This is a genomic window from Curtobacterium sp. SL109, assembly GCF_026672405.1.
Lineage (GTDB): Bacteria > Actinomycetota > Actinomycetes > Actinomycetales > Microbacteriaceae > Curtobacterium.
Map to the genome: position 1 here is coordinate 2,603,832 of NZ_JAPPRB010000002.1, position 26,001 is coordinate 2,629,832.

The 26,001-nt window shown below is 69.7% G+C and carries 25 protein-coding genes; 13 read left to right on the plus strand and 12 right to left on the minus strand.

Annotation, left to right across the window (positions count from 1 at the left end):
• Window positions 1-28 precede the first annotated feature (28 nt).
• Window positions 29-1,225 carry a glycogen synthase gene (gene glgA / locus OVA28_RS13900; RefSeq protein WP_194660478.1) on the minus strand — a complete coding sequence of 399 codons (1,197 nt, stop codon included), beginning with the start codon at window positions 1,223-1,225 and terminating at the stop codon, window positions 29-31.
• A gap of 47 nt (window positions 1,226-1,272) precedes the next feature.
• On the opposite strand from glgA, the gene OVA28_RS13905 reads away from it, so the two are divergent.
• Window positions 1,273-2,514 (plus strand): glucose-1-phosphate adenylyltransferase, encoded by a 1,242-nt coding sequence (locus OVA28_RS13905; protein WP_194660477.1) that lies wholly within the window; start codon window positions 1,273-1,275, stop codon window positions 2,512-2,514.
• A gap of 54 nt (window positions 2,515-2,568) precedes the next feature.
• Window positions 2,569-3,207: a phosphoserine phosphatase SerB gene (gene serB, locus OVA28_RS13910; protein WP_268097383.1), complete on the plus strand. Its 639-nt coding sequence runs from the start codon at window positions 2,569-2,571 to the stop codon at window positions 3,205-3,207.
• Window positions 3,208-3,315: 108 nt separating this feature from the next.
• Here serB and fabG read toward each other — a convergent pair whose 3' ends face one another.
• The gene (gene fabG / locus OVA28_RS13915; RefSeq protein ID WP_268097384.1) at window positions 3,316-4,029 is read right to left on the minus strand and encodes a 3-oxoacyl-ACP reductase FabG; all 714 of its coding nucleotides are present in this window, start codon (window positions 4,027-4,029) and stop codon (window positions 3,316-3,318) included.
• 177 nt (window positions 4,030-4,206) lie between these two features.
• Here fabG and OVA28_RS13920 point away from each other — a divergent pair, with 177 nt between their 5' ends.
• Genes OVA28_RS13920 through OVA28_RS13930 form a run of 3 tightly spaced genes read left to right on the plus strand, consistent with a single transcriptional unit; the run spans window position 4,207 to window position 5,944 of the window.
• Window positions 4,207-4,638: a DUF3099 domain-containing protein gene (locus OVA28_RS13920; RefSeq protein WP_194660474.1), complete on the plus strand. Its 432-nt coding sequence runs from the start codon at window positions 4,207-4,209 to the stop codon at window positions 4,636-4,638.
• Window positions 4,638-4,973 carry a hypothetical protein gene (locus OVA28_RS19220; RefSeq protein WP_416354638.1) on the plus strand — a complete coding sequence of 112 codons (336 nt, stop codon included), beginning with the start codon at window positions 4,638-4,640 and terminating at the stop codon, window positions 4,971-4,973. The genes OVA28_RS13920 and OVA28_RS19220 overlap by 1 nt, the downstream gene beginning before the upstream one ends.
• The gene (locus tag OVA28_RS13930) at window positions 4,970-5,944 is read left to right on the plus strand and encodes an SURF1 family cytochrome oxidase biogenesis protein (RefSeq protein ID WP_268097385.1); all 975 of its coding nucleotides are present in this window, start codon (window positions 4,970-4,972) and stop codon (window positions 5,942-5,944) included. Before OVA28_RS19220 ends, OVA28_RS13930 begins: the two co-directional genes overlap by 4 nt.
• Window positions 5,945-6,094: 150 nt before the next feature.
• Here OVA28_RS13930 and OVA28_RS13935 read toward each other — a convergent pair whose 3' ends face one another.
• On the minus strand, window positions 6,095-7,693 hold the full coding sequence (locus OVA28_RS13935; protein ID WP_194660472.1) for an ABC-F family ATP-binding cassette domain-containing protein: 1,599 nt from the start codon (window positions 7,691-7,693) through the stop codon (window positions 6,095-6,097).
• A 115-nt stretch (window positions 7,694-7,808) separates the two neighbouring features.
• Between OVA28_RS13935 and OVA28_RS13940 the strand changes: the two genes are divergently transcribed.
• Window positions 7,809-8,408: a biotin transporter BioY gene (locus OVA28_RS13940; RefSeq protein ID WP_268097386.1), complete on the plus strand. Its 600-nt coding sequence runs from the start codon at window positions 7,809-7,811 to the stop codon at window positions 8,406-8,408.
• A 344-nt stretch (window positions 8,409-8,752) separates the two neighbouring features.
• Here the strand turns inward: OVA28_RS13940 and OVA28_RS13945 are convergent, their stop codons facing one another.
• The 5 genes from OVA28_RS13945 to sufB form a co-directional block, all read right to left on the minus strand.
• A complete protein-coding gene (locus OVA28_RS13945) occupies window positions 8,753-9,082 on the minus strand; it encodes a metal-sulfur cluster assembly factor (protein WP_123653503.1) in 330 nt (109 codons plus the stop codon).
• The gene (gene sufC, locus OVA28_RS13950; protein ID WP_194660470.1) at window positions 9,082-9,855 is read right to left on the minus strand and encodes a Fe-S cluster assembly ATPase SufC; all 774 of its coding nucleotides are present in this window, start codon (window positions 9,853-9,855) and stop codon (window positions 9,082-9,084) included. The genes OVA28_RS13945 and sufC overlap by 1 nt, the downstream gene beginning before the upstream one ends.
• A gap of 85 nt (window positions 9,856-9,940) precedes the next feature.
• On the minus strand, window positions 9,941-10,267 hold the full coding sequence (locus OVA28_RS13955; protein WP_194660469.1) for a non-heme iron oxygenase ferredoxin subunit: 327 nt from the start codon (window positions 10,265-10,267) through the stop codon (window positions 9,941-9,943).
• Entirely contained in the window at window positions 10,267-11,559 is a 1,293-nt protein-coding gene (gene sufD, locus OVA28_RS13960; protein ID WP_268097387.1) for a Fe-S cluster assembly protein SufD, read from the minus strand. Before sufD ends, OVA28_RS13955 begins: the two co-directional genes overlap by 1 nt.
• Window positions 11,560-12,978: a Fe-S cluster assembly protein SufB gene (sufB, locus tag OVA28_RS13965; RefSeq protein ID WP_267419285.1), complete on the minus strand. Its 1,419-nt coding sequence runs from the start codon at window positions 12,976-12,978 to the stop codon at window positions 11,560-11,562.
• 263 nt (window positions 12,979-13,241) lie between these two features.
• On the opposite strand from sufB, the gene OVA28_RS13970 reads away from it, so the two are divergent.
• Window positions 13,242-14,213 (plus strand): COX15/CtaA family protein, encoded by a 972-nt coding sequence (locus OVA28_RS13970; protein WP_268097388.1) that lies wholly within the window; start codon window positions 13,242-13,244, stop codon window positions 14,211-14,213.
• A 275-nt stretch (window positions 14,214-14,488) separates the two neighbouring features.
• On the opposite strand, the gene OVA28_RS13975 is transcribed toward OVA28_RS13970, so the two are convergent.
• Complete coding sequence (locus tag OVA28_RS13975) at window positions 14,489-15,412, minus strand: heme o synthase (protein WP_194660465.1); 924 nt, start codon at window positions 15,410-15,412, stop codon at window positions 14,489-14,491.
• A 389-nt stretch (window positions 15,413-15,801) separates the two neighbouring features.
• On the opposite strand from OVA28_RS13975, the gene tkt reads away from it, so the two are divergent.
• The 6 genes from tkt to pgl all read left to right on the plus strand — a co-directional run bounded on the left by tkt (window position 15,802) and on the right by pgl (window position 24,173).
• Complete coding sequence (tkt, locus tag OVA28_RS13980) at window positions 15,802-17,898, plus strand: transketolase (protein ID WP_268097389.1); 2,097 nt, start codon at window positions 15,802-15,804, stop codon at window positions 17,896-17,898.
• 152 nt (window positions 17,899-18,050) lie between these two features.
• The gene (gene tal / locus OVA28_RS13985) at window positions 18,051-19,166 is read left to right on the plus strand and encodes a transaldolase (protein WP_268097390.1); all 1,116 of its coding nucleotides are present in this window, start codon (window positions 18,051-18,053) and stop codon (window positions 19,164-19,166) included.
• Window positions 19,166-20,791, plus strand: a complete 1,626-nt coding sequence (locus OVA28_RS13990) for a glucose-6-phosphate isomerase (protein WP_268097391.1) — start codon at window positions 19,166-19,168, stop codon at window positions 20,789-20,791. The genes tal and OVA28_RS13990 overlap by 1 nt, the downstream gene beginning before the upstream one ends.
• Before the next feature lie 22 nt (window positions 20,792-20,813).
• Window positions 20,814-22,352: a glucose-6-phosphate dehydrogenase gene (gene zwf / locus OVA28_RS13995; protein WP_194625575.1), complete on the plus strand. Its 1,539-nt coding sequence runs from the start codon at window positions 20,814-20,816 to the stop codon at window positions 22,350-22,352.
• Window positions 22,349-23,293 (plus strand): glucose-6-phosphate dehydrogenase assembly protein OpcA, encoded by a 945-nt coding sequence (locus tag OVA28_RS14000; protein WP_268097392.1) that lies wholly within the window; start codon window positions 22,349-22,351, stop codon window positions 23,291-23,293. Before zwf ends, OVA28_RS14000 begins: the two co-directional genes overlap by 4 nt.
• A 109-nt stretch (window positions 23,294-23,402) precedes the next feature.
• A complete protein-coding gene (gene pgl, locus OVA28_RS14005; protein WP_268097393.1) occupies window positions 23,403-24,173 on the plus strand; it encodes a 6-phosphogluconolactonase in 771 nt (256 codons plus the stop codon).
• 315 nt (window positions 24,174-24,488) lie between these two features.
• On the opposite strand, the gene OVA28_RS14010 is transcribed toward pgl, so the two are convergent.
• The 3 genes from OVA28_RS14010 to tpiA form a co-directional block, all read right to left on the minus strand.
• Window positions 24,489-24,848 carry an RNA polymerase-binding protein RbpA gene (locus tag OVA28_RS14010; protein ID WP_071275214.1) on the minus strand — a complete coding sequence of 120 codons (360 nt, stop codon included), beginning with the start codon at window positions 24,846-24,848 and terminating at the stop codon, window positions 24,489-24,491.
• A gap of 3 nt (window positions 24,849-24,851) precedes the next feature.
• Window positions 24,852-25,103, minus strand: coding sequence for a preprotein translocase subunit SecG (secG, locus tag OVA28_RS14015; RefSeq protein ID WP_071275211.1), 252 nt, complete (start codon window positions 25,101-25,103; stop codon window positions 24,852-24,854).
• Window positions 25,104-25,207: 104 nt separating this feature from the next.
• Window positions 25,208-25,987 (minus strand): triose-phosphate isomerase, encoded by a 780-nt coding sequence (gene tpiA / locus OVA28_RS14020; RefSeq protein WP_194660459.1) that lies wholly within the window; start codon window positions 25,985-25,987, stop codon window positions 25,208-25,210.
• Window positions 25,988-26,001: the final 14 nt, after the last annotated feature.

The window sequence follows — 26,001 nt, forward strand, 5'->3', positions numbered from 1 at the left end:
TCCCGGCTGGTTCGGTTGCCAGCTCGCCTCAGCGAGCCGCCAGGACCTGGTCGTAGACCGCCCGGGTCCGCGTCGCGATCGCGTCCCAGGTGAACTCGCTCTCGACGCGGAGCCGGCCGGCGCGCCCCATCAGCTTGGCGAGTCCGAGGTCCGACAGGACCTCGTTCAGGGTGGCGGCGAGGTCGGCGACGTACTTGTCCGGGTTCGTCGGCGTGCCGGTGCCGTCGGTGACCTGGTCGATCGGCACGATGCGGCCGGTGAGACCGTCGGCGACGACCTCGGGGATGCCGCCGGTGCCGGAGCCGACGACGGGGATGCCGCAGGCCATGGCCTCGAGGTTGACGATGCCGAGGGGCTCGTAGACCGACGGGCAGACGAAGACGGTGCCGGAGGACAGCACGTTGACGATCTCGCGGTGGGCCAGCATCCGGTCGATCCAGACGACGCCGTCGCGCTGCTGGCGGAGGTCCTCGACCAGGCCGGTGACCTCGGCCAGGATCTCGGGGGTGTCCGGCGCGCCGGCGCACAGGACGATCTGCACCTCGGGCGGCAGGGCCGCGACCGCGCGGAGCAGGTACGGCAGGCCCTTCTGCCGGGTGATGCGCCCGACGAAGACGACGCTCGGACGCTCCGGGTCGATCCCGAGCGCACGGACGGCGTCGTGGTCGACCTCGGGCTTCCACTCCTCGACGTCGATGCCGTTGTAGACGACGTGCACCTTGGCGGGGTCGATCGACGGGTACGAGCGGAGGATGTCGGCGCGCATGGCCTTCGACACGGCGATGACGGCGTCGGCCTCGACGAAGGACTCGCGCTCCATCCAGCTCGACAGGCGGTAGCCGCCGCCGAGCTGCTCGGCCTTCCACGGGCGCAGGGGCTCGAGGGAGTGGGCGGTGACGACGTGCGGGATGCCGTGGGTCAGCTGCGCGATGCGCCCGGCCGCGTTGGCGTACCAGGTGTGCGAGTGCACGACGTCGGCGCCCTCGACGTCCGCGGCGATCTGCACGTCGGTGCCGAGCGCCTGCAGCGCGCCGTTGGCCTGCTCGAGGCCTTCGGGCGTGCGGTACGCCCACACGTCGGCCTCGTCGCGGAAGGCCCCGAAGGCCCGGACGCGCACCTCGGTGTCCGTCCCGGACCGCAGCGCTGCGGTCAGTTCGGCCACGTGGACACCCGCTCCGCCGTAGACCTCCGGCGGATACTCCCTGGTCAGTAGATCGACTCGCACGCGTTCAACGTAACGGGTTCCCAGTGCGCTCGCCTACTGTGAACCCCATGCCATCGAAGAAGATATTCGGGATCGTCCTCGCCGGGGGCGAAGGGAAACGGCTCATGCCGCTCACCGCCGACCGCGCAAAGCCTGCCGTCCCGTTCGGTGGCAACTTCCGCCTCGTCGACTTCGCGCTCTCGAACCTGGTGAACTCCGGGTTGCAGAAGATCGTCGTCCTGACGCAGTACAAGTCCCACAGCCTGGACCGCCACGTGGCGGAGACCTGGCGCATGGAGGGCCTGCTCGGGTCCTACGTGGCGTCCGTCCCCGCGCAGCAGCGACTCGGCAAGCGCTGGTTCGCCGGCTCGGCCGACGCGATCCTGCAGTCGCTCAACCTGCTCCGTGACGAGCGCCCGGACATCGTCGTCGTCGTCGGTGCCGACCACGTGTACCGGATGGACTTCTCCCAGATGGTGGAGGCCCACATCGCCTCCGGCCGCAGCGCCACCGTCGCCGCGATCCGGCAGCCGATCGCCCTCGCCGACCAGTTCGGCGTCATCAAGGTGGACGACGACGACCCCACGCGCATCGAGGCCTTCCTCGAGAAGCCGAAGGACGCCACCGGCCTGCCCGACTCCCCCGGCGAGATCCTCGCGTCGATGGGCAACTACGTCTTCGACGCCGACGCGCTCGTCGACGCCGTGCTCCGCGACGGCCAGGTCGAGACCTCGGCGCACGACATGGGCGGCGACATCGTCCCCGACTTCGTGGCCCGGGGCGACGCCGGCGTGTACGACCTGCAGCGCAATGAAGTGCCCGGGTCGAACGACCGTGACAAGTACTACTGGCGCGACGTGGGGACGATCGACTCGTTCTACGACGCCCACATGGACCTCATCGCCCCGGTGCCGGTCTTCAACCTGTACAACACGGACTGGCCGATCTTCAACCAGCAGACGAACCTGCCGCCGGCGAAGTTCGTCCGTGACGCGAACGGCAACACCGGTGCGACGGTCGACTCGATCGTGTCGCTTGGCTGCCTGATGTCGGGCGCCCAGCTGGAGCGCAGCGTCATCGGTCCCTGGTGCACCGCCGACTCCGGGGCGAAGGTCCTCGACTCGATCGTCTTCGAGCGGGCGACCATCGGTGCCGGTGCCGTCGTGAACCGGGCGATCCTGGACAAGGACGTCGTGCTCGCTCCCGGCGCCCGGGTGGGTGTCGACCGCGAGGCCGACGTCGCCCGCGGCTTCACCGTGACCGAGTCGGGCATCACCGTGGTCGGCAAGGGCGTCCGCGTCGAGGCCTAGCCCCGGCGAGGACCCCCGGCGTAACGAGGTGCGCGGCACCGCTACCGTGGTGGCGTGCCGCGCTTCCTCGTCGTCCTCGATGCCGACTCCACCCTGCTCGAGGACGAGGTCATCGAACTGCTCGCCGAGTCCGCGGGGACCCGACCACAGGTCGAGGCGGTCACGCAGCGCGCCATGCGCGGCGAGATCGACTTCACCGAGAGCCTCCGGGAGCGGGTCGCGACCCTGGCGGGCCTCCCGTCCGACGTCGTCGTGCAGGCACAGCGGGCGGTCCGCGTGACGCGGGGTGCCGACGACCTGGTCCGCGGCGTCCACGCAGCCGGCGGGACCGTCGGCGTCGTGTCCGGCGGGTTCCACGAGGTGCTCGACCCGTTCGCCGCAGCGCTCGGGCTCGACCACTGCCAGGCCAACCGACTCGAGGTGGTGGACGGCGTCCTCACCGGGCAGGTCCTCGGCGACGTCGTCGACGCGCACGCCAAGGCCGACGCGCTCCTGGCGTGGGCCGAGGCCGACGGCGTCCCGCTCGCCCGCACCGTGGCGGTCGGCGACGGCGCGAACGACGTCGAGATGATGCGGGTCGCGGCGCTGTCCGTCGCGTTCGACGCGAAGCCACGCGTGCGGGAGGCCGCTGACCTCGCCGTCGTGGACCGCGACCTCTCCGCCGTGCTGGCTGCCCTGGGCCTACGCGGCTGACGCCGCCGGCCGGCCGGCCCCGTGCCCGAGTCTCGGCCCCACGGACAGTTCCTGGGCGCCACGGCCCGCACGGTGTCCGCCCGGCCGAGTCTCGGCGACCACCGCTGGCTAGTGGCCCATCCCGAGGCCGCCGTCCACCGGCACGACCGCGCCGGAGATGTACCCGGCACCGTCCCCGGCGAGGAAGAGCGTGGCGTCCGCGACGTCGTCGACCGTGCCGTAGCGCGCCGCCGGGATCTGCTTCTTGAACTCGGCCTGCAGCTCCTCGGGCAGCGCGGCCGTCATGTCGGTCTGGATGAACCCGGGCGCGACCACGTTCGCCGTGATGCCGCGGGACCCGAGCTCCCGCGTGATCGACCGGGCCATGCCGACGAGCGCGGCCTTCGAGGACGCGTAGTTGACCTGCCCGACCTGTCCGTAGGCGCCGACGACGCTCGACATCAGCACGATGCGGCCGAACTTCGCGCGCATCATGCCCTTCGTCGCCCGCTTCACCACGCGGAACGTGCCGGTCAGGTTGGTGTCGATGACGCTCGTGAAGTCCTCCTCGCTCATGCGGAGCAGGAGACCGTCGTTCGTGATGCCGGCGTTCGCGACCAGGACCTCGACGGGGCCGAGCGCGTTCTCGACCTCGGTGAACGCGGCGTCGACCGAGGCGGTGTCCGTGATGTCGGCCTGCACCGTCAGCGCACCCTCGGGACCGCCCTGGCCGTTCCGGGAGGTGACCGCGACCCGGTGCCCGGCGGCGACGAACCGCTCGGCGAGGGCGTGGCCGATGCCGCGGTTGCCGCCGGTGATGAGGACGGTACGGGGGGTGGTCATGGGCGCTCCGTTCAGTGGTGTGCTCGGGGTGCACGGGGTTGCTTGCGAGGGCGCACGGACGACGCTCCGCCCGACACGCCCGCACGAGCCTACCCGGGGCCACACGGCCCCAGATCGCGCGGTCAAGTGTCGGTGGCCGGGCTTAGGCTGGTGTGTGGGCAGACGGAGAACGAAGGCATGAAGACGACGCGTACGACGCAGAGCATCACGGCACTTCCGAAGTCACCGACGCGTGACCGGCACCACCGTCTGTCGCGCTACATCTGGCAGATGGCCGTCCGCGTGTTCCTGTTCGTCGGGGCCGTGCTCGTCTACACGGTCTGGCACAACCCGATCCTCGCGATCATCCCGATCGTGCTCGCCGGCGTCATCCCCTGGATCGCCGTCGTCATCGCGAACGCGGGCAGTCACGTCGAATCCGACGCGATCGCCCCGGCCGGTGCCCTCGTGCGCGCCGCCGACTACGACCCGGCACTCCGCCAGCAGCAGGAGGACGCCCGCGCGCAGGCCTACCGCGACGAGCAGGAACGCCTGCGCCAGTCGGCTCAGCATGCGCAAGAGGAATGGCAGCGCAACGGCGACCGGTCCCGCATGTGGGGCCACCGCTGATGGGTGCGACCTTCGACCTGTTCACCGAGCCGGGCTCCACGCCCGTGTGCTCCCGCGCCGGGTGCTCCACCGCCGCGAGCTGGCGCGTCAACTGGCGGAACCCGCGCATCCACCCGCTCGACCGCGTGAAGATCTGGGCGGCGTGCGACGAGCACTGCGACTTCCTCGCCGGGTACCTGCGGTCCCGTACCTTCCCCGTCAAGGTCACCGGCATCGACGAGGACGTCGACCAGCTGGACGACTCCCACCGCCCCGACGCCGTCCAGCACGGCGCACTCCACGGCGGCCCGAAGAACGACGTGGGTGAACGGACCCGCTCGGCGAACGAGCGATGACCGACGACTTCGACCCGCAGTCGCGCTACGGCCGGAAGCACGCCGAGCGCATCCGTCAGGCGACGGCTCGGGAACGTGCCGCCGAGGTCGAGACCGCCGTGCACGACCCCGACGAGCCCTTCGTCGGCTGGCACTTCGTCCGGAGCCGTCGTTGGCTCGGGTACTTCGCGATCGCCGTGGCCTTCGCGATCCTCTGCACGCTGTTCGGCATGTGGCAGTGGGACCGCCGGAACGAGGCCGTCCGCGAGAACCTGCAGATCGCCACGAACTACGACCACACCCCGGTCGCCGTGCAGGACGCCCTCCCCCGGGCCTCCAGCTGGACGAACGACCAGACCTGGCTCCGCGTCACCGCCACCGGGCGCTACGACACCGACGACCAGCTCCTCGTCCGGAACCGCGTCCACAACGGCCAGCCCGGCTTCGAGGTCCTGACGCCGCTCGTCACCGCCGACGGCCGCGCGTTCATCGTCGACCGCGGGTGGGTGCCCACCGGCAACCGGCAGGACGCACCCGACCACGTGCCCGCTCCCCCGTCGGGGCAGGTCACCGTCACGGCTCGGCTGCAGCAGTCCGAATCACGCATCCCCGGCCGCACCGACCCCGCCCACACCGACCAGGTCCAGTCCGTCACGCTCACCGACGTGGCCGCGAAGACCGAGGCCCCCATCTGGACCGGGGCGTACGGGCAGCTCGCGTCCGAGTCCCCCGCGCCGACCGAGGCCCGTCCCCTCGGCTGGGACCGCCCGAGCGCCGACACCGGGCTGCACCTGAGCTACTTCATCCAGTGGTTCATGTTCGCCGCGGGGGGCTTCGGGTTCCTGGCGTACCTGATGGTGCAGGAGTACCGGAACCTCAACCAGGACGACCCCGAGGAGCGCGAGCGCGCCCTCGAGCGGCAGCGCCGCAAGGACGCCAAGCCGAAGACGGACGCGGACATCGAGGACGAGCTCCTCGAGTCACGTCGCTGACGGGTCACGCTCCGGACCGGAGGCCCATGGCGGCGCCGCCACGAGCCTCCAGTCCGCCATCGCGACCGAGCGACGGACGTGCGCGGGACGTCGTACCCGGTCACGGGAATCAGCCGGGCCGGGTCAGCGCCCGGCAGTCGCCTGCGCGGGCTAGGCGAGCTCGATGAGCTCCGCGTAGTCCTTGTTCCAGTGGTCCTCAGTGCCGTCCGGGAGGAGCAGGACGCGCTCCGGGTTGAGGGCCTCGACCGCGCCGGCATCGTGGGAGACCAGGACGACGGCCCCCTCGAAGTTCGCCAGGGCGCTGAGGATCTCCTCGCGCGATGCCGGGTCCAGGTTGTTCGTGGGCTCGTCGAGCAGCAACACGTTCGCACCCGACACGACGATCATCGCGAGTGACAGTCGGGTCTTCTCGCCACCGGAGAGCACGCCGGCCTTCTTGTAGCCGTCGTCACCGGTGAACAGGAACGACCCGAGGACGCGGCGGGCCTCGGTCTCGTTGAGGTCGGTCGACGCGGAGACCATGTTCTCGATCACGGTGCGGTTGACGTCGATGTTCTCGTGCTCCTGCGCGTAGTACCCGATGCGCAGGCCGTGACCGGGCAGGATCGCGCCGGTGTCCGGTGCGTCGGCGCCCGCGAGGATGCGGAGCAGCGTCGTCTTGCCCGCGCCGTTGAAGCCCAGGATGACGACGCGGGAACCACGGTCGATCGCCAGGTCGACGCCCGCGAAGATCTCGAGCGACCCGTAGGACTTCGACAGTCCCTCGGCCATCAGCGGCGTGCGGCCGCAGGGGGCCGGCGTGGGGAATCGGATCTTCGCGACGCGGTCGGCGACGCGCTCGTCCTCGAGACCCGCGAGCAGCTTGTCGGCACGCGCGACCATCTGGTGCGCGGCAGCGGCCTTCGACGCCTTCGCACCGAAGCGCGCTGCCTGGTCCTTCAGCGTGGCGGCCTTCTTCTCGGCGCCGGCACGCTCCTTGCGGCGGCGCTCCTCGTCGGCGACGCGCTGCCGCTGGTACAGCTTCCAGCCCATGTTGTAGATGTCGATGGTCTGGCGGTTGGCGTCGAGGTAGAAGACGCGGTTGACGACCTCGTCGACGAGCTCGACGTCGTGGGAGATCACGATGACGCCACCGGGGTAGGTCTTCAGGTGCTCGCGGAGCCAGACGACCGAGTCGGCGTCGAGGTGGTTGGTCGGCTCGTCGAGGATCATCGTCTCGGCGTCGGAGAACAGGATGCGCGCGAGCTCGATGCGTCGGCGCTGACCACCCGAGAGCGTCTTGAGCTGCTGGTCGAGGATGCGGTCGGGCAGCTTGAGGTTCGACGCGATGGACGCCGCCTCGGCCTCGGCGGCGTAGCCACCGAGCGCGTTGAACTGGTCGTCGAGCCGGGAGTACCGGCGCATCGCCTTCTCGGCGACGGCGGTGTCCGCACTCGCCATGTCGAGCGTGGCCTGGCGGATGCCCTCCACCAGCTCACCGAGCCCACGGGCGTCGAGGATGCGCTTGCGTGCGGTGTCCTCGGGGTTGCCGGAGCGGGGGTCCTGCGGCAGGTAGCCGATCTCGCCGGTGCGGTCGATCTTGCCGTCGGTCGGCGGCTGTTCGCCCGCCAGGGCCTTGGTCATCGTCGTCTTGCCGGCGCCGTTGCGGCCGACCAGCCCGATCTTGTCACCCTTCTCCACACGGAAGGACACGTTCTCCATCAGGAGGCGAGCCCCGACGCGGATCTCGAGTTCGTGCACGGCAAGCACAGTGGTGGTCCAATCAGTTGGTGGTTGTGCACAACGGTGTGTGCGGGAGGTTCACCGCTACGCTGACGGGACCGACAGTCCCGAAGGGGACCAGCAGTCCATTCTAGGAGAATCCATGACGAACGCCACCGGGTTCGCTCCCCGCGCAGTCCTCGCCGACCGTCTTCGGACGCACGGGCTGGCCACCGATGCCGCCCTCGTCGCCGGCGGCGCCCTGTTCACGGCCGCGATGGCCCAGCTCGAGGTCCCGATGTGGCCGGTCCCGATCACCGGTCAGACCCTCGCCGTCGTGCTCGTCGGCGCGACCCTCGGAGCCCGCCGCGGTGTCCTCTCGATGCTCGTGTACGCCATCGTCGGCCTCGCCGGTGCCCCGTTCTTCGCCGGCATGTCCGGTGGCCTGCACATGCTGAGCGTCCCGAGCTTCGGGTACGTCATCGGCTTCATCCCGGCCGCCGGCGTCATCGGATGGCTCGCTCGCCGCAACTGGGACCGCAAGGTCGGGCTCGCCGTCGTCGCGTTCACCCTCGCCAGTGCGATCCCGTTCGTCACGGGTCTGCCGTACCTGGCACTGACGCTCGGAGCCCTGGGCCTGCCGAACGACCTGCAGGCGGTGCTGTCCGCCGGCCTGTACCCGTTCATCGTGGGCGGCGTCGTGAAGGCGCTCATCGCCGCCGGCATCGTCCCGCTCGTGTGGAGCCTGCTCCGCCGCCGCTGAGCTCGTCCGATCAGACGAGGGCCCCGTACCGCTGGTACGGGGCCCTCGTGCGTCTGAGCGTGCGGCGGCTGCGCCTGCGTCTGCGGCTGCGTGTGTGTCTGCGTCAGCGTCTGCGGCTGCGGCTGCGGCTGCGACGACCGGTCATGACACCCCGACAGCAGCGCGCCGACCGGTCGCGGAACGTCGGCGGATGGACGCAGAGCCGACGATCCCTGACCATCCGACGAACGTGAACGGGGAGTCGCGACCGGTGGAGCGTGTCGCCCCTGCGCGCGATCGGCCCACACGAACGGGAGGCCCCCTGCCAGCTGGCAGGGGGCCTCCTGTTCGTCGTCGGGTCGCGACTAGATCGAGAACCCGAGGGCGCGCATCATCTCGCGCCCGTCGTCGGTGATACGGTCCGGGCCCCACGGCGGCATCCAGACCCAGTTGATGCGGAAGGCGTCGACGATGCCGTCGAGCGCGTTCGCGGTGTCACCCTCGATGACGTCGGTCAGGGGGCAGCCCGCGCTCGTCAGCGTCATGCTGATGATGAGCGCCGAGGCCTCGTCGTCCCAGGCGAGGTCGTAGATGAGCCCGAGGTCGACGATGTTGACGCCGAGTTCCGGGTCCTGGACCTCTTTCAGGCCCTCGACGACCTCGTCGAACTTCTCCGGTGCGAGTGTGGTGATCATCAGTTCCCCGCTGCTGCGGCTGCGGCCTGCACGTAGCGGTCGTAGCCCTCGTTCTCGAGACGGTCGGCCAGCTCCGGGCCGCCCTGCTCCGCGACCTTGCCCGCGACGAACACGTGGACGAAGTCCGGCGTGATGTAGCGGAGGATGCGCGTGTAGTGCGTGATGAGCAGCACGCCGAGGCCGGTCGCAGCCTTGGCGCGGTTGACGCCCTCGGACACGATCTTCAGCGCGTCGACGTCGAGGCCGGAGTCGGTCTCGTCGAGGACGGCGAACTTCGGCTTGAGGAGCTCGAGCTGCATGATCTCGTGGCGCTTCTTCTCGCCACCGGAGAAGCCCTCGTTGACGTTGCGCTCGGCGAACGACGGGTCCATCTTCAGGTCCGCCATCGACGAGCGGAGGTCCTTGACCCAGCCACGCAGCGCGGGGGCTTCGCCGTCGATCGCCGTCTTGGCGGTGCGGAGGAAGTTCGAGACGGTCACTCCGGGGATCTCGACCGGGTACTGCATCGCGAGGAACATGCCGGCGCGGGCACGCTCGTCGACGCTCATCGCGAGGACGTCCTGGCCGTCGAGGGTGATCGAGCCACCGACGACGTGGTAGCGGGGGTGCCCGGCGATCGTGTAGGCGAGAGTCGACTTGCCCGAGCCGTTCGGCCCCATGATCGCGTGGATCTCACCCTCGTTGATGGTGAGGTCGACGCCCTTGAGGATCTCCTTGACACCCTGGTCGGTGTCGATCGAGACCTTGAGGTCGCGGATTTCGAGAGTGGACATTGCGTTCCTTCGGTTGCAGCTGGGGTGCGGCGTCAGCCGCGGGAGGAGTGTGGGTGTCAGGCGCAGGCGGCCGGGGCCGATCGGTTCAGTCGACGGGGACCGGGTCCTGCACGTCGACGTAGACGTCGCCGTCGCGGACCTCGACCCGGAAGACCGGCACGGGCTCGTACGCCGGGAAGTTCTTGGGCTTGCCGGTCGTCAGCGAGAACTGCGAACCGTGTGCCCAGCACTCCAGCGAGTCGCCCTCGACGAAGCCTTCGGCCAACGAGATCTCCCCGTGGGTGCAGGTGTCCCCGATGGCGTGCACGACGCCGGCGGAGTCCTTCACGATGGCGACCGGGGTGCCGTCGACGACGACCCGCATGGGGCTGTCCACGGCGATGTCGCCCTCGGCGCAGACCTTCTCGGCCATCAGACCGAGGTCTCGGTGAGGGAGGCGTCGGCGATCGGCGCGGCGAGGACGGTCTTGCCCTCGAGCAGCTCCTGTTCGACCGCGGCGACGAGGCGTTCCTCGAGCTCGGGCGCGCCGATCTTCTGGATGACCTCGACGAGGAAGCCGAGCACGACCAGTCGGCGGGCCTCTTCCTCGGGGATGCCGCGGGCCTGCAGGTAGAACAGCTGCTCGTCGTCGAAACGTCCGGTCGCGCTCGCGTGACCGGCACCGGCGATGTCGCCGGTCTCGATCTCGAGGTTCGGGATGCTGTCGGCGCGCGTGCCGTCCGTCAGGACCAGGTTGCGGTTCTGCTCGTAGGAGTCCGTGCCCAGAGCCGTGCGGCCGATGAGCACGTCACCGATCCACACGGTGTGCGCTCCGGCCCCCTGCAGGGCGCCCTTGTAGTTGACGCGGCTGCGGGAGTTCGGGGCGTCGTGGTTCACGTACACCTGCTGCTCGATGTACTGCCCGGCGTCGGCGAAGTACACGCCGTACATCTCGACGTCGGCGCCCTGCGCACCGAGGTGCGTTGACGGGTTCACGCGGACGACGTCGCCGCCGAGCGACACCACGACGTGCTTGAGGAAGGCGTCACGGCCGACCTCGGCGAAGTGCGTCGAGACGTGCACGGCGTCGTCGTCCCAGTCCTGGACCGTCACGACGGTCAGACGTGCGTTGTCCTTGACGACGATCTCGACGTTCTCCGAGAGGAGCGCGGAACCGCGGTTGTCGATGACGACGATGCCCTGCGCGTTCGGCTCGGCCGTGATGACCGTGTGTGCCGCCCGCGGCTGCCGCCCGAAGTCCGAGCGCGTGATCGCGATCGACTCGTGCGCGTCCGTCGCCTTCACGGTGACCGCGAGGACGGCGTCGCGCGCAGTCCAGGCTGCAGCCGCTGCCCGGTCCTCCGGCAGGCCGGCAGTGCCGACACGCGGGTCGTCGCTGCGACCCCACTCGATGTCGGCGCCGTCGGTCTGGGTCGCGAGGAAGGGGTAGGCCGAGCCGTCGAGACCGGGCGCGAGCAGCGGCGCGATCTTGTCGAGCGGCGCGAACTTCCAGTTGACCTCACGGCCGGTGACCGCGGCGAAGGCGTCGATGTCACCCGACTGCGGGCGCTCCGAACGGGTCTGCACCGGGACCTTGGAGTCCCAGGCGCCGTCGGAGTGGGCCCGCGCGCCATGCTGTTCCTGACCGGCACCGCGCTCGGTCCCCGTGGGGGCAGCAGGCTCGATCGGCTGGTCGATTCGGGGGGTGGGGGTGGAGCTCGACATCTAGCCGACGGATCCTTCCATGCTCATCTCGATGAGCTTGTTGAGTTCGAGCGCGTACTCCATCGGGAGCTCGCGGGCAATCGGCTCGATGAAGCCACGGACGATCATCGCCATGGCCTCGTCCTCTGCCATGCCGCGCGACATGAGGTAGAACAGCTGCTCCTCGCTCACGCGGGAGACCGTGGCCTCGTGGCCGAGCTGGACGTCGTCGACGCGGATGTCGATCGCCGGGTAGGTGTCCGAGCGCGAGACGGTGTCGACGAGCAGCGCGTCGCAGCGGACCGTGTTCGCCGAGTGGTGCGCGTTCGGGTCGACGCGGACCTCGCCGCGGTAGCCGGCGCGGCCACCGCCACGGGCGATCGACTTCGACACGATGGAGGACGTCGTGTACGGCGCCATGTGGATCATCTTCGCGCCGGCGTCCTGGTGCTGACCGGGGCCCGCGAAGGCGACGGAGAGGGTCTCGCCCTTGGCGTGCTCACCCGCGAGGTAGATCGACGGGTACTTCATCGTCACCTTGGATCCGATGTTGCCGTCGATCCACTCCATCGTCGCGCCTTCGTGCGCGATCGCACGCTTGGTGACGAGGTTGTAGACGTTGTTCGACCAGTTCTGGATCGTCGTGTAGCGAACGCGGGCGTTCTTCTTCACGATGATCTCGACGACGGCCGAGTGCAGGGAGTCCGACTTGTAGATCGGGGCGGTGCAGCCCTCGATGTAGTGGACGTAGGAGTCCTCGTCGGCGATGATCAGCGTCCGCTCGAACTGACCCATGTTCTCGGTGTTGATCCGGAAGTAGGCCTGCAGCGGGATCTCGACGTGGACGCCCTTGGGGACGTAGACGAAGGAACCGCCCGACCAGACAGCCGTGTTCAGCGCGGCGAACTTGTTGTCACCGGCGGGGATGACGGTGCCGAAGTACTCCTGGAAGAGCTCCGGGTGCTCGCGCAGCGCGGTGTCGGTGTCCATGAAGATGACGCCCTGCTGCTCCAGGTCCTCGCGGATCTGGTGGTAGACGACCTCGGACTCGTACTGCGCGGCCACGCCGGCGACGAGGCGCTGGCGCTCGGCTTCGGGGATGCCGAGCTTCTCGTACGTGGAGCGGATGTCCTCGGGCAGGTCTTCCCACGACTGGGCCTGCTTCTCCGTGGAGCGCACGAAGTACTTGATGTTGTCGAAGTCGATCCCGGTGAGGTCGGCGCCCCACGTCGGCATCGGCTTGCGGTCGAACAGCTGGAGCCCCTTGAGACGGTTCTTCAGCATCCACTCGGGTTCGGCCTTGAGGTTCGAGATGTCGGTGACGACCTCGTCCGAGACACCGCGACGGGCGGAGGCACCGGCGGAGTCGGAGTCGGACCAACCGAACTCGTACTGGCCGAGCCCCTCGAGCTCCGGACGGTCGATGAGCACGTCGGACATGATCTCCTCGTTTCCTTCTCGCGGCAGTTCCCTGGTGGCAACCGGCGGCTGCCGGTCACCATTCCATCGCGGACCACCGACAGGACGAACCCGTCGACGGTGGTCACGCAGCTGCTGCCTCGCAACGTCATGGTTCCACGCAGTCCTGGGTGTGATCGGCGATCTCGGCCCATTCGGAGCCGGCGCCTGCCTAGACTTGACTGCTGCTGAACCCTCGAATCCTACAGGCCCGCAGCGCGGAACAACAGGAAGGCACCACCCTCGTGACTCGCGTCGCATCCCCCGTCGACCAGGACGTCCGCACACGGTGGTGGGCACTGCCCCGGGTCGTCGACCCTCGCGTGGTCGTCCTCGCCTGGGCGTCCTTCGTGGTGGAGGTCGTGCTCATCGGCACCGGTGGCCTCGTCCGCCTGACCGCGTCGGGGCTCGGATGCCCCACCTGGCCGCGGTGCACGGCCGACTCGCTCGTCTCCACCCCCGAGATGGGCGTGCACGGGATCATCGAATTCGGCAACCGTCTGCTGACGTTCGTGCTCGTCGTCGTGGCCATCGCGATGTTCCTCGCCGTGGTCCGGATGCGACGGACCCGACCCGAACTGTTCTGGCTGGCGTTCGCCCAGGGCGCAGCGATCCCCGTCCAGGCCGTCATCGGCGGTCTCAGCGTGCTGACGAACCTGAACCCCTACGTCGTCGGTCTGCACTTCGTGGTCTCGATGGCGCTCACCGCGATCACCGCCACCCTGGTCCACCGCGCGATGAACGGGCCCGGCCTGGCGCGTCGCCTCGTGCCGAACTGGTACGTCGGCGTGGTCCGCGGCACGATCGCGGCGACCGCCGTCACCGTGCTCCTCGGCATCCTGACCACGGGCAGCGGCCCGCACGCGGGCGCCGACGAAGCCGTCGACGGCGGCCGCCTGCACCGCACGGGCCTCGACCCGGCGGTCCTGCAGCACGTGCACGCCGTTCCCGCGTACGTCCTCTTCGCGCTCACCCTCGTGTTGGTGGTCGGCGCCGTCCGGCTGCAGCTGTCGAGCAAGTGGGCGCTCCTGCTGCTCGTCGTCGAGTTCGTGCAGATCGCCGTCGGGCTGACCCAGGCCCGCACGGCACTGCCCGTCGGGCTCGTCGGGACGCACATGGTGCTCGCCGGGCTGCTCGTCGGTGCCGTCACCGTGGTCACGCTGTCCACGAGGGCGACCGCGGGACGATCCGCCACGCGCCAGCCCGTCTCGCGCTGAGGCCGGGACGCCCGCCCCGGGACACCGCTGTCTCGCAGTCCCGCAGCGCACACCGCACCACGCACCGCTCCACAGCGCGCCCCGCACCACGCACCGCTCCGCACAACGCACCGCTCGGCACCACGCACCGGACGGGAGACTCGGGCCGGGCCCGGTACGAGCCTCCCGTCCGATGCGACTGACGGACTGCACCCCGGAAACGACGAAGTCGACGTCGTGCGACGTCGACTTCGTCGTTCAGCGGCAGGATCGGCCTGTGCGCGCCCGCCCCGCCCCTAGAAGCTGAAGACCTGCGGCAGCAGCGGGTCGATGCCCACGGCGATGAACAGCAGCGTCAGGTACGTGATCGAGCTGTGGAAGACCCGCATCGGGTGCACGTGCTCGACGTGCTGGATGGCCCGCGTGTAGAGCTTGTGCGACTCGACGACGAACCAGATGCCGCCGGCCAGCGCGACCACCGTGTAGAGCGGTCCCATGTGCGCGACGGGGATGAGCAGCAGCGAGCAGACGAGCGTGGCCCAGGCGTAGAGCACGACCTGCAGCCCGACCACCGTGCGACCCCGGACCACGGCGAGCATCGGCACGGCAGCGGCGTCGTAGTCGTCGCGGTACTTCATCGACAGCGGCCAGTAGTGCGGCGGCGTCCACAGGAAGATCACCATGAAGAGGATGACCGGCGCCCAGGTCAGCGACCCGGTGACGGCGGCCCAGCCGATGAGCACGGGCATGCAGCCGGCAGACCCGCCCCAGACGATGTTCTGCGGCGTGCGGCGCTTGAGCCACAGCGTGTAGACGAAGACGTAGATCAGGATCGCGGCGACGCTGAGCGCGGCGGCGAGCCAGTTCACCAGGAAGCCGAGGACTGCCGTCGACCCGATGCCGAGGATCCAAGAGAACACCAGGGCCTGGCGATCGGTGAGCTCGCCGGTGACCAGCGGGCGCGTGCTGGTCCGCTTCATCAGGCGGTCGATGTCGCGGTCGATGTAGCAGTTGAAGGCCGACGCCGAACCGGCCGACATCGCACCACCGAGGAGCGTCCAGAACACGAGCCACAGGTCCGGCACCCCGCGCTGGGCGAGGAACATCGTCGGGGCGGTCGTGACGAGCAGCAGTTCCATGACGCGCGGCTTCGTCAACGAGACGTACGCCCGGACCTTGCGGGACAGCGTCGAGCGTCGCTCGATGTCGGGCCTGGTCACGGTGGCAGTCGGCAAGGGGACCTCAGTCTGTGTCGCTTCAGCTCGCACACTCGGTGGACGGCGTCCTCGGCGTCCGGGCGTGCGCTGACCCGGAATGTCCACGGGTCGCCACCCACTTTACGCGATGCGACCGACGGAGCGGTGAACCCGAGCGACACGGCGACGCCTTCCGACCACAGTTGTGAACAGTCGGGGTGACCTGGACACCTTCTGAGTGCCGGTTCACTATGCTGGAGGGGCCACCCGCAGTGTGCCCCGAAGACGTCGGCCCGCGAACGAGTCGGTCGGCCGCCGTTGACCGGCGACCTGACGGGGCGCCGGGTGGCCACCATGTCCGTGCGGTGGCACGAGCCCTCGCACACGTCGCATCAAGAAGGGTCAACATCCAAGTGGCTGAATTCACCTGGGACGCCATCGACAAGAAGGCCGTCGACACGGCGCGCGTACTCGCCGCCGACTCCGTCGAGGCAGCCGGCAACGGTCACCCCGGCACCGCGATGAGCCTCGCCCCGCTCGCACACCTCCTCTTCCAGAAGGTGATGCACCGCGACCCGAGCGACTCCACCTGGATCGGCCGCGACCGCTTCATCCTCTCCGCGGGTCACGCGTCCATCCTCCAGTACGTGCAGTTCTACCTGCACGGCTACGGTCTCGAGATCGATGACCTCCAGCACCTCCGCAAGTGGGGCTCGAAGACGCCGGGTCACCCGGAGTACGGCCACACGGACGGCGTGGAGATCACGACCGGCCCGCTCGGCCAGGGCCTCGCGTCCTCGGTCGGCTTCGCCTACGCGCAGCGCTTCGAGCGCGGCCTGTTCGACCCGGAGACCCCGGCCGGCCAGTCCCCCTTCGACCACTTCACCTACGTCATCGCCGGCGACGGCGACATGCAGGAGGGCGTGACGAACGAAGCGGGCTCGCTCGCCGGTCGTCAGCAGCTCGGCAACCTCATCGCGTTCTACGACTCGAACCAGATCTCGATCGAGGACAACACCGACATCGCCTTCTCGGAGAGCGTCCCGGAGCGGTACGAGGCCCTCGGCTGGCACGTCCAGATCGTGGACTGGAAGAAGACCGGCGAGTACTCCGAGGACGTCGAGGAGCTGTACGCAGCCGTCGAGGCCGCCAAGCAGGTCACCGACAAGCCGTCGCTCATCGTCCTCAAGACGATCATCGGCTGGCCGTCGCCGACCAAGCAGAACTCCGGCAAGATCCACGGCTCCGCGCTCGGCGCCGAGGAGATCAAGGGCCTGAAGGAGATCCTCGGCTTCGACACCGAGAAGACCTTCGAGGTCGCCCCGGAGGTCCTCGAGTACACCCGTGGCGCCGTCGCCAAGGGCCAGGCGCAGCACGCCGAGTGGCAGAAGTCCTTCGACGCGTGGGCCGCGGCCAACGCCGACAAGAAGGCGTTGCTCGACCGCATGAACGCCAAGGAGCTCCCCGAGGGCCTCGAGGCAGCACTCCCGGTGTTCAGCACCGAGAAGGCCGTCTCGACCCGCGCCGCCTCCGGCAAGGTCATCAACGCGATCGCGCCGCTCATGCCCGAGTTCTGGGGTGGGTCCGCCGACCTCGCCGAGTCGAACCTCACCACGATCGAGGGCGCCAAGTCCTTCGGTCCGGCCGAGGCCTCGACGTCGACCTGGAGCACCGACCCGTTCGGCCGCGTGCTGCACTTCGGCATCCGCGAGCACGCGATGGGATCGATCCTGAACGGCATCGTGCTGCACGGCAACACGCGTCCGTTCGGTGGCACGTTCCTGATCTTCAGCGACTACATGCGTCCGGCAGTCCGTCTTGCCGCGCTCATGAAGGCGCCGGCGATCTACGTCTGGACCCACGACTCCATCGCCCTGGGCGAGGACGGCCCGACGCACCAGCCGGTCGAGCAGCTCACGGCCCTCCGTGCGATCCCGGGTCTCGACGTCGTCCGTCCGGCCGACGCCAACGAGGTCGCGCACGCTTGGCTGACCATCCTCAAGCACACCGACCGCCCGGCCGGTCTGGCGCTCAGCCGCCAGAACCTCCCGGTGTTCGAGCGTGGCGAGGGCGACGCGTTCGGCGAGACGCTCGCGTCCGCCGCGAACGTCGCGAAGGGCGCGTACGTGCTCGCCGAGGCGCCGAACGGCACCCCGGACGTCATCCTCATCGGCTCCGGCTCCGAGGTCCAGATCGCGCTCGACGCCCGTGAGCAGCTCAAGGGCGAGGGCATCAACGCCCGCGTCGTGTCGGCTCCGTCGCTCGAGTGGTTCTTCGAGCAGGACGAGGCCTACCGCGAGTCGGTCCTCCCCGCCGCGATCAAGGCCCGCGTCTCGGTCGAGGCCGGCATCGGCATGAGCTGGCGCGACATCGTCGGTGACGCCGGCCGCAGCGTGTCGATCGAGCACTTCGGTGCCTCGGCCGACTACCAGAAGCTGTACGACGAGTTCGGCTTCACCACGGAGCACGTCCTCGCCGCGGCGAAGGAAACCATCGCAGCAGCGTCCTGAGTCACGAGGGCCGGGTCCGGATCACGGACCCGGCCCTTCCGACGGGAGGCCCGCAGCGGCTCCGCAGCGGACCTCCCGTCCTCAGACGCTCACCCCACAGACCCCGACTCACCGCTCAGAGCGAGCGCACGTCGACGAAAGAAGAGAAACACATGACTGACACCACCCCCACCGAAGCCCTCTCCGCCGTCGGCGTGAGCATCTGGCTCGACGACCTCTCCCGCGAGCTCCTCGAGACCGGGCGCCTCGAGAACCTCATCAAGGACCGCAACGTCGTCGGCGTGACGACCAACCCGACGATCTTCGCGTCGGCCCTCGCCAAGGGCGAGCGCTACGACGCGCAGGTCAAGGAGCTCGCCGCGGCGGACACCGACGTGACCGACGCGATCTTCGCGATCACCACGCAGGACGTCGCCAACGCCTCCGACGTCTTCAAGCCGATCTACGACGAGACCAAGGGCTTCGACGGCCGTGTCTCGATCGAGGTCGAGCCGGGTCTCGCCCACGACACCGCCAAGACCATCGAGCAGGCCAAGTTCCTGTTCGAGAAGGTCGGCCGCGAGAACGTCCTCATCAAGATCCCCGCGACGCTCGAGGGCCTCGAGGCCATCACCGAGGTCATCGGCGCCGGCATCTCGGTCAACGTCACCCTGATCTTCTCGCTCGAGCGCTACCGCGCCGTGATCGACGCCTACCTCGGTGGGCTCGAGAAGGCCAAGGCCGCCGGCCACGACCTGTCCAAGATCCACTCGGTCGCGTCCTTCTTCGTGTCGCGCGTCGACTCCGAGATCGACAAGCGTCTCGACGCCGTCGGCACCGACGAGGCCACGGCCCTCAAGTCCAAGGCCGGCATCGCCAACGCGCAGCTCGCCTACCAGGTCTGGACCCAGGCCTTCGCCACGGAGCGTGCCCTCGGCCTGCTCGAGTCCGGCGCCAACACGCAGCGTCCGCTCTGGGCCTCGACCGGTGTCAAGGACCCGTCGCTCTCCGACACGCTCTACGTCACCGAGCTCGCCGCGCCGAACACCGTCAACACGATGCCCGGCAAGACGCTCGAGGCCACGTTCGACCACGGCCAGGTCCACGGCGACGCGATCGCCGGCACGTTCGACTCGGCCAACGAGTTCATGGACAAGCTGGCTGCTGCCGGCGTCGACTACGACGACGTCGTCGGGCTCCTCGAGAAGGAGGGCGTGGACAAGTTCAACGTCTCCTGGGGTGAGCTCGTCGAGACCGTCAAGACGGCACTCGAGAACGCCAAGAAGTAGTGACTGTCTCCATCGCCGCCAGGGGTGACGCGGCGCGGGCCATCGAACAGGTGGTCCCGCGCCTCGTCACCGACCTGGTGGCGTCGGGCATCACCGCCCAGGACCCCGACCTCTGGGGCCCGGCGGCGGAGACCGAGGCCTCCTCGCGCCTCGGGTGGGTCGAAGCCGTCGCGACCTCGCGACCGCTCGTCCCGCAGATCGTCGAACTGCGCGAGCAGCTCCGCGCCGAGGGGATCGACCACGTCGTCCTCGCCGGCATGGGCGGCTCGTCGTTGGCACCCGAGGTCATCACCCGCACGGCGGGCGTCCCCCTCACGGTGCTCGACTCGACCGACCCCGCCCAGGTCACCGCAGCGCTGACCGACCGCCTCGAGCGCACCGTGCTCGTCGTGTCGTCGAAGTCCGGCTCCACGCTGGAGACCGACTCGCAGCGCCGCGTCTACGAACAGGCGTTCCAGGACGCCGGCATCGACCCGACCGGCCGCATCGTCGTCGTCACCGACCCGGGCTCCCCGCTCGAGGCGGCCGCGACCGACGCCGGGTACCGCGTCTTCACGGCCGACCCCACCGTCGGCGGCCGCTGGTCGGCCCTGACCGCGTTCGGCCTCGTGCCGTCCGGTCTCGCCGGCGCGGACATCGAGGAGCTGCTCGACGAGGCCGACGCCATCTCGGCGCTCCTGGCGGTCGACATCGACGAGAACCCCGGGCTCGTGCTCGGTGCGGTCCTCGCCGGCACCGACCCGCTGCGCGACAAGATCGGCATCGTCGCGGACGGCACCCACATCATCGGGTTCGCCGACTGGGCCGAACAGCTGATCGCCGAGTCCACCGGCAAGTCCGGGCGGGGACTGCTCCCCGTCGTCCTCGACGTGGACGCCCCGGAGCTCACCGCGGACCTGCCCGACCTGCAGGTCATCCGGCTGGTCGGGTCCGCCAACGAGGAACGCCACGTCGCCGACCACGAGGTCGAGATCACCGGCACGCTCGGTGGCCAGTTCCTCGTGTGGGAGTACGCCGTGGCCGTCGCCGGGCGTCTGCTCGGCATCGACCCGTTCGACCAGCCCGACGTGGAGGCCGCCAAGGTCGCCACGCGCGCACTGCTCGACGGCGACGGCGACCAGCCGGCGTCCGCGCTGGCCGAGCCCGCGTACCGGGACTCCGGCATCGGGGTGTCCGCGACCGGTCTCGAGACCGGCGGCAGCATCGCCCAGGCCGTGACGAGCCTCCTGTCCGCTGTCGGCCCCGACGGCTACGTCGCCATCCAGGCGTACGTGGACCGCGGCGTCAACCGCGAGCTCGCGGTGCTCCGGGACATCGTCGCGGAGCACGTCGGCCGACCGGTCACGTTCGGCTACGGCCCGCGGTTCCTGCACTCCACCGGCCAGTACCACAAGGGCGGACCCGCGACGGGGGTGTTCCTGCAGATCCTCGCGGACGACGCAGGCGACCTGCCGATCCCCGGGCGGCCCTTCACGTTCGGCCAGCTCATCCGGGCCCAGGCAGCCGGGGACGCCAGCGTCCTCGCGCAGCACGGCCGCCCGGTGCTGACGCTGTCGTCCGGGGACCTCCCCGCCCTGGCAGACGTCGTCACCGCCGCGGTCCAGGGGCCCACACCCACTTCCTGACACCAAAGGAGTTCACCGACACATGTCACCGGTGGCGATCACCCCGGAGCACAACCCGCTCCGGCTGCCCACGGACCGTCGACTGAACCGGATCGCGGGTCCGAGCACCCTCATCATCTTCGGCGTGACAGGCGACCTGTCCCGCAAGAAGCTGATGCCCGCGGTCTACGACCTCGCGAACCGAGGGCTCTTGCCCCCGGGGTTCGCGTTGGTCGGGTTCGCTCGGCGCGACTGGGAGGACCAGGACTTCTCCCAGCTCGTCCACGACGCGGTCAAGGAACACTCCAGGACCCCCTTCGACGAGGACGTCTGGCGGCAGCTCGAACAGGGCATCCGCTTCGTCCAGGGGTCGTTCGACGACCCCGAGGCCTTCGTCCAGCTCAAGGAGACCGTCGACGCCCTCGACGCCGAGCGGGGCACCCTGGGGAACCACGCGTTCTACCTGTCCATCCCGCCGAAGATGTTCCCGGTCGTCACCGAGCAGCTCAAGCTGTCCGGGCTGACCGACAAGCCCGAGGGCTCGTGGAGCCGTGTCGTGGTGGAGAAGCCCTTCGGGTCCGACCTCCGCACCGCACGCGAGCTGAACGCGATCGTCGAGAGCGTCTTCGCGCCCGACGACGTCTTCCGCATCGACCACTACCTCGGCAAGGAGACGGTCCAGAACCTCCTGACGCTGCGGTTCGCGAACCAGATGTACGAACCCATCTGGAACTCGAACTACGTGGACCACGTCCAGATCACGATGGCCGAGGACATCGGCGTCGCCGGGCGTGCCGCGTACTACGACGGCATCGGGGCGGCGCGCGACGTCATCCAGAACCACCTGCTGCAGCTCCTCGCCCTCACGGCGATGGAGGAACCCGTCTCGTTCAAGGCCGGACACCTCCGCGCCGAGAAGGAGAAGGTGCTCTCCGCGGTCGAGCTGCCGGAGGACCTGTCCACCGCCACCGCTCGCGGCCAGTACTCGGGCGGTTGGCAGGGCGGCGAGAAGGTCCTCGGGTTCCTGGACGAAGCGGGCATGAACCCCGAGTCCACGACCGAGACCTTCGCCGCGGTGAAGCTCAACATCGCGACCCGACGCTGGCAGGGCGTGCCGTTCTACCTGCGCGCCGGCAAGCGCCTCGGACGCCGTGTGACCGAGATCGCGATCGTGTTCAAGCGCGTGCCGGAAGCCGTGTTCGGCATCCCGCAGTCCCCCCTCGGCCAGAACGCGCTCGTCGTCCGTGTCCAGCCGGACGAGGGCGTCACGCTCCGCTTCGGCTCGAAGGTCCCCGGCGTCGGTACCCAGGTGCGTGACGTGACGATGGACTTCGGCTACGGACACGCGTTCACCGAGGCATCCCCCGAGGCCTACGAGCGACTCATCCTCGACGTGCTCCTCGGTGACCCGCCGCTGTTCCCGCGGCACCAGGAGGTCGAGCTGTCCTGGAAGATCCTCGACCCCATCGAGGAGTTCTGGGCCACGCAGGGCCAGCCCGAGCAGTACCGTCCGGGGACGTGGGGTCCGGCGTCGGCCGATGACCTCCTCGCCCGCGACGGCCGGACCTGGAGGCGTCCATGAAGATCGACCTGCCCAACACCACGGTCTCGAAGATCCAGAAGACCCTCGTCCACATCCGCGAGGAAGGGGGCGCGGTCGCACTCGGCCGTGTCCTCACGCTGATCATCTCGACGGCCCTCGGCCACGAGGAAGAGGCGATCGCGGCGGCGAACGAGGCATCCCGCGAGCACCCCATGCGCGTGATCATCGTGTCGAAGAACGACGGCGACATCGCGTCGCCCGGCCGCCTCGATGCGCAGATCCGCGTCGGGAGCGACGCCGGCGCCAGCGAGGTCATCGTCCTGCGTGCTTACGGCGAGACGGCCACCGACGAGGAGAGCCTCGTCACCGGTCTGCTCCTGCCGGACGCACCGGTCGTGGCCTGGTGGCCCGGGATCGCCCCGCCGAAGCCGGCGGAGTCCTCGCTCGGGCGGATCGCCCAGCGGCGGATCACCGACGCCGCCGCACAGCGGGACCCGAACACGGCGATCACCGCCCTGAGCGAGTCCTACGTGCCCGGCGACACCGACTTCGCGTGGACACGCCTGACGCTCTGGCGGAACCAGCTCGCCGCGGCGCTCGACCAGCCGCCGTACGAGCCGGTCACCGGCGTCGAGGTCTCCGGGGCGAGCGACAGCCCGTCGACGTTCCTCCTCGCCGCCTGGCTCCAGCTGCGGCTCCAGGTGCCGGTCTCGGTCGTCACGTCGCCCCGTGCGACGGGCTCGAGCGGCATCCACGGCGTCACACTGTCCCGCGAGTCCGGCAACATCGAGCTGGAACGCTCCCTCGTCGACGTGGCCACGCTGTCGATGCCCGGTCAGCCGGTGCACGACCTGTCGCTGCCACGCCGGAACCTGCGTGACTGCCTCGCCGAGGAACTCCGTAGACTCGACCCCGACGTCCTCTTCGGAGACGTCGTCAAGCACGGCGTGGCACAGCTCCGCGACTCGATCGCCAGCTGACCAGCACCACCGCGGTCCGACCGTCCCGCCCCTGTCGTCACGGCAGGGGCGGACCGGACGGGCCGATCGCGACCACATCCTCTGGCCGCTCCACGAACACGGGAGTCACGTGACCAACGAACGGCGGGTGCTGGTGCACCCGGACAAGCAGGCCCTCGGCGCGTCCGTCGCCGCACGCTTCATCACGAAGATCATCGACGTGCTGGACGAGCAGGAGCGCGCGGACATCGCCGTCAGCGGTGGCTCCGTGTCCACACTGGTCCTCGCCGCCATCGGGCAGTCGCAGGCTCGTGAGAGCGTCGACTGGTCCAAGGTGCACGTCTGGTGGGTCGACGAGCGCTGGGCACCGGAGGGCGACGCCGACCGGAACGTCACCGGTACGCAGTCCGACTTCTTCGACCACGTGGGCATCCCCGCGGCGAACATCCACCCGATGGCCGCCTCGGACGCCGGACTCAGCATCGACGAGGCCGCCGCCCAGTACGAGCGCGAGCTCCAGGCTGCGGCGCCCGACTCCGCGATCGCGCCGAAGTTCGACATCACCCTGCTGGGCGTCGGCCCCGACGGGCACACCGCGTCGCTGTTCCCGGAGTTCCCGCAGCTCACGGTGACCGACCGCGTGGTCGTGCCGGTCGACGACTCCCCCAAGCCGCCGCCGCAGCGCCTCACCCTGACCTACTCGGCGATCAACGCGTCGCAGCGAGTGTGGGTCATCCTGTCCGGTGCCGAGAAGGCCTCGGTCCTCGGACTCGCCCTCGCGGGCGCGTCCGTCGACGAGGTCCCCGTCGGTGGCGTGCAGGGCCGCAAGCGCACGGTCTTCTTCGTGGACCAGGACGCCGCCCGCGACGTCCCGGAGAACCTCATCGCGTCGACCTACTGACGCACTCCACAAACGGGAGGCCCGGTGCCAGCTGGCACCGGGCCTCCCGTCTGTCTGCGGTCGCGTGCCGTCGCGTGTTCCCCTGTCCGCGGACGTCATCTTCCCGAGGGGTCACGACTCCCCGCTCACGTCCCGCGAGTGGTCCACGACCGTCGCTTCGGCGCCGCGGCGGCGACAGTCTGCGACCGGTCGGCGATCGACGGGCGGGGTGTCGTGACCACTCAGGCCGGGGGCTTGGGACCGCGCCCCCGCAAGCCCAGGAACGACGAAGGCCCCCGCACCGTGGGTGCGGGGGCCTTCGCGTGGAACAGGTGCCTACTTCGCGGTGCCGCGACGCTGGCGGAGCTGCTGCAGCGCGTCTTCGAGGAGCTGGGCTGCCTCTTCCTCGGTGCGGCGCTCCTTCACGTACGCGAGGTGCGTCTTGTAGGGCTCGGTCTTGGAGACCACGGGCGGGTTCTCCTTGTCGCGGCCGGCCGGGAGCCCGCTGGACGGCGAGTCGACCGTCTCGGGGATCTCCTCGTCGGGGAGGGTGGCGGAGAAGTACCGCACGACCTCGTTCCCGAGGGCATCCCAGTACGAGATCGCCACGCGCTCTGCCTGGACCCCACGGTCCTGCTCCCCCATCGGGCCCGCGCCGACGCGAGACCCTCGGATTGCACTGCCTCCGGATGCCATGGCTCAGCTCCCCGCTGTGAACTTGTTGATGAGACCGAGCACGATGATGCTCGTGATCCACAGGAGCCCGAGGATCACCGTGATGCGGTTCAGGTTGCGCTCGGCCACGCCGGACGCCCCGAGGTTGCTCGTCACGCCACCGCCGAACATGTCGGAGAGGCCGCCACCGCGGCCCTTGTGCAGCAGGATGAGGAGCGTGAGCAGGAGGCTCGTGATAGCGAGCAGGACCTGCAGCACGACGGAGAGTATCGCCACGACGTACCTTTCGTGTCAGTCAGCCGTACCAGTGTACCGGCCGAGCAGGGCTCGGCCGGTACCGGCACGGGAGTGGTGCGGGAGCAGGTGCCCCGGGTGCGGTGTCAGAGACCGACGTGCTGGCGGAACCGCGCGATCGCGGCGAACTCCTGCACGTCGAGGGACGCCCCGCCGACGAGCGCGCCGTCGACGTCGGGCTCGCGGAGGAACCCCGCGATGTTGCCGGACTTGACCGAGCCGCCGTAGAGCACTCGCGTCGCCGCGGCTGCTTCCTCGCCCCAGGCCGCAGCGATCCCACGACGGAGTGCGGCGCACTCGTCCTGGGCCTGCTCGGCGGTGGCGGCCTGCCCGGAGCCGATGGCCCAGACCGGCTCGTACGCGACGACGATCTCGGACGACGGCACGGTGTCGAGGACGACCTGCAGCTGCTCGACCGGCACGACCCCGGGGCCGCGCTCGTCACGCTGCTCCCCGGTCTCGCCGACACAGACGATCGGCACGAGCCCGTGCTTGACGGCCGCGGCGGTCTTGGCGGCGACGACCTGGTCGGTCTCCCCGTGCATCGTGCGGCGCTCGGAGTGTCCGACGATCACGTAGGCGGCGTCGAGCGCGGCCAGGAACGCGCCGGACACGTCACCGGTGTACGCACCGGAGTCGTGCTGCGACAGGTCCTGGGCGCCGAACCGGATCGGGAGCTTGTCAGCGGAGATGAGCGTCTGCACGCTGCGCAGGTCCGTGAAGGGCGGGAAGACCGCGACCTCGACGTCGTCGAAGTCGTGGCGGGCGTCCTTCAGGGTCCAGGCGAGCTTCTGCACGGTCGCGATGGCCTGCAGATGATCGAGGTTCATCTTCCAGTTGCCAGCGATGAGGGGCGTGCGGTTCATGCTGCACCATCCTG

What these genes read in the sequence shown, in the direction of transcription:
- OVA28_RS13905 (WP_194660477.1), top strand. Translation starts at nt 1,273, where the DNA reads ATGCCATCGAAGAAGATATTCGGGATCGTCCTCGCCGGGGGCGAAGGG.
- fabG (WP_268097384.1), bottom strand. Translation starts at nt 4,029, where the DNA reads ATGACCACCCCCCGTACCGTCCTCATCACCGGCGGCAACCGCGGCATC.
- OVA28_RS13920 (WP_194660474.1), top strand. Translation starts at nt 4,207, where the DNA reads ATGAAGACGACGCGTACGACGCAGAGCATCACGGCACTTCCGAAGTCA.
- OVA28_RS19220 (WP_416354638.1), top strand. Translation starts at nt 4,638, where the DNA reads ATGGGTGCGACCTTCGACCTGTTCACCGAGCCGGGCTCCACGCCCGTG.
- OVA28_RS13930 (WP_268097385.1), top strand. Translation starts at nt 4,970, where the DNA reads ATGACCGACGACTTCGACCCGCAGTCGCGCTACGGCCGGAAGCACGCC.
- OVA28_RS13940 (WP_268097386.1), top strand. Translation starts at nt 7,809, where the DNA reads ATGACGAACGCCACCGGGTTCGCTCCCCGCGCAGTCCTCGCCGACCGT.
- OVA28_RS13945 (WP_123653503.1), bottom strand. Translation starts at nt 9,082, where the DNA reads ATGATCACCACACTCGCACCGGAGAAGTTCGACGAGGTCGTCGAGGGC.
- sufC (WP_194660470.1), bottom strand. Translation starts at nt 9,855, where the DNA reads ATGTCCACTCTCGAAATCCGCGACCTCAAGGTCTCGATCGACACCGAC.
- OVA28_RS13955 (WP_194660469.1), bottom strand. Translation starts at nt 10,267, where the DNA reads ATGGCCGAGAAGGTCTGCGCCGAGGGCGACATCGCCGTGGACAGCCCC.
- sufD (WP_268097387.1), bottom strand. Translation starts at nt 11,559, where the DNA reads ATGTCGAGCTCCACCCCCACCCCCCGAATCGACCAGCCGATCGAGCCT.
- sufB (WP_267419285.1), bottom strand. Translation starts at nt 12,978, where the DNA reads ATGTCCGACGTGCTCATCGACCGTCCGGAGCTCGAGGGGCTCGGCCAG.
- tal (WP_268097390.1), top strand. Translation starts at nt 18,051, where the DNA reads ATGACTGACACCACCCCCACCGAAGCCCTCTCCGCCGTCGGCGTGAGC.
- zwf (WP_194625575.1), top strand. Translation starts at nt 20,814, where the DNA reads ATGTCACCGGTGGCGATCACCCCGGAGCACAACCCGCTCCGGCTGCCC.
- OVA28_RS14000 (WP_268097392.1), top strand. Translation starts at nt 22,349, where the DNA reads ATGAAGATCGACCTGCCCAACACCACGGTCTCGAAGATCCAGAAGACC.
- OVA28_RS14010 (WP_071275214.1), bottom strand. Translation starts at nt 24,848, where the DNA reads ATGGCATCCGGAGGCAGTGCAATCCGAGGGTCTCGCGTCGGCGCGGGC.
- tpiA (WP_194660459.1), bottom strand. Translation starts at nt 25,987, where the DNA reads ATGAACCGCACGCCCCTCATCGCTGGCAACTGGAAGATGAACCTCGAT.